The organism is Actinosynnema sp. NPDC059335 (genome assembly GCF_042752395.1).
Lineage (GTDB): Bacteria > Actinomycetota > Actinomycetes > Mycobacteriales > Pseudonocardiaceae > Actinosynnema.
In genome coordinates this window covers 1-1546 of sequence record NZ_JBHYXZ010000321.1, presented here as the reverse complement: position 1 = coordinate 1546, position 1546 = coordinate 1, and the positions used below count along the sequence as shown (strand labels likewise).

The 1546-nt window shown below is 74.5% G+C and carries 1 protein-coding gene; it reads right to left on the bottom strand.

Annotation, left to right across the window (positions count from 1 at the left end; genetic code table 11):
- Positions 1–235: 235 nt before the first annotated feature.
- Positions 236–493 carry a response regulator transcription factor gene (locus ACFXGA_RS40150; RefSeq protein WP_378098462.1) on the bottom strand — a complete coding sequence of 86 codons (258 nt, stop codon included), beginning with the start codon at positions 491–493 and terminating at the stop codon, positions 236–238.
- Positions 494–1546: the final 1053 nt, after the last annotated feature.

Here is a 1546-nt window from a genome sequence, read left to right as displayed (position 1 = left end):
TGCCGCGCGCCGTGTTGCGCAACCGCCGGGGCCTCCGGATGCCGCGCGTCGGTGTGCGCAACCGCCGGGGCCGCCGAGTGCCGCGCGCCCCTGTGTGCGACTGCCGGGGCCGCCGGACGCTGCCCGCCGGTGTGCGCACCTGTCCGGAGCCGCCGGACGCCGCCGACCGCGCACCAGTGCGCGCCGTGCCGAGTTCCGATGGGCGCACGGGTGCGCGGCCGGGCCTCGGCCAGGGTCACACCCAACCCCGTTCGCGGGCGATCACCCCGAGCTGGAAGCGCGAGCGCACGCCCAGCAGCTCCTGGAGGCGGGTGATCCGGCGGTGCACGGTCCGGACGCTCACGCCCATCTCGCGGGCGATCGTCTCGTCGAGCGCGCCTGTGCCCATCAGCCGCAGCAACTGCCGGGTCGTGGCCGTGGGCTCCCGCTCCGCCGCGCCGACGTCCTCGGCGACGGGTGACACCGCGGCTCCCAGCGACTTGAACGCGGTCATGGCGCGCGGACCTCCGAGGGCTCCGGCGCGGTGGCCGCCAGGACGGCGGTCCGCCCGCCGCGTGCCGTGTCGGTTGCGTGCGCGGGCAGGTGGCTGGCCGGGGAGCGGTCGCGTGCGGTGCCGGTCGGGTGCGGAAGCCGGTGGGCCGCTCGGGAGCGGCTGTGGTGGGTGCTGGAGGGTCTCGTGACCCGGGGCAGGGCGGTGGTCGCCGCGGCGGGCGATCGTGAGCCGGGGGACATTGCGTTCCTTCCGATGGCGACGATGGCAAGGGAATGGGCGGCGTCAGGGGTGGGGATGCGGCGTCCGGGCACGACCTCTCGCGCCCGCGGCCCGGTCCTTGGCTGTCATGGACTGCTCCACTGCGTCGTGGCACCCGCCGGTGACGTCCGAGGGGCGGCGATGTGTCGTACTCTTCGCGGCGGTCGTCCGGCGACTGTGCCTGACTCGCGCCCCGGATCCGGCCGTGGCCCGCGGCCTTCCCCAGAACCCAATGACAGCGGTCACCAACCCATGAAGTCAAGGGAAAGAAGGGGTTGAGCCCGAAACTGGCCAGGCGCACCCCGGCCGTTCGACGGCATTCGACGCCGTTCGACCATACCGACTCGTGGCTCGTGCGCCACGGATAAGTCAGTCTTACCGCGTGGCGTGGCATGAGCGACCCGCGGACCGCAGTCAGGTGACGGCGGTGCCGTTCACGCTAACAACCGGAGCCCGCAGGACAGCGCTCCCGGCGAGCTTAACGTCACTGACAGGCGTCTGGCGATCGCCCGAAGTCATGTTAACGCTAACAACGCTGGTCACGGGCGCTGCTTGCGTACGCAACAAAACGCGGGACGTGACCGACCGCCGGCCGGATCGGGCCGCCACGGCACGCGAACCCCTCCGACGAACCCCTCCGACGAACGCTCCGCGAAGGCCGCCGACGACCCCCCACCGATGACCCCCACCGACGACCCCCGCCGACGAACCCCACAGGCGGCCGCGGCGCGCCAGCCGCCGCCGGGGCGCCCCCCCCCGCGCGCGCGCCCGCCCGCGCGCGCGCCCGGGGGGGGG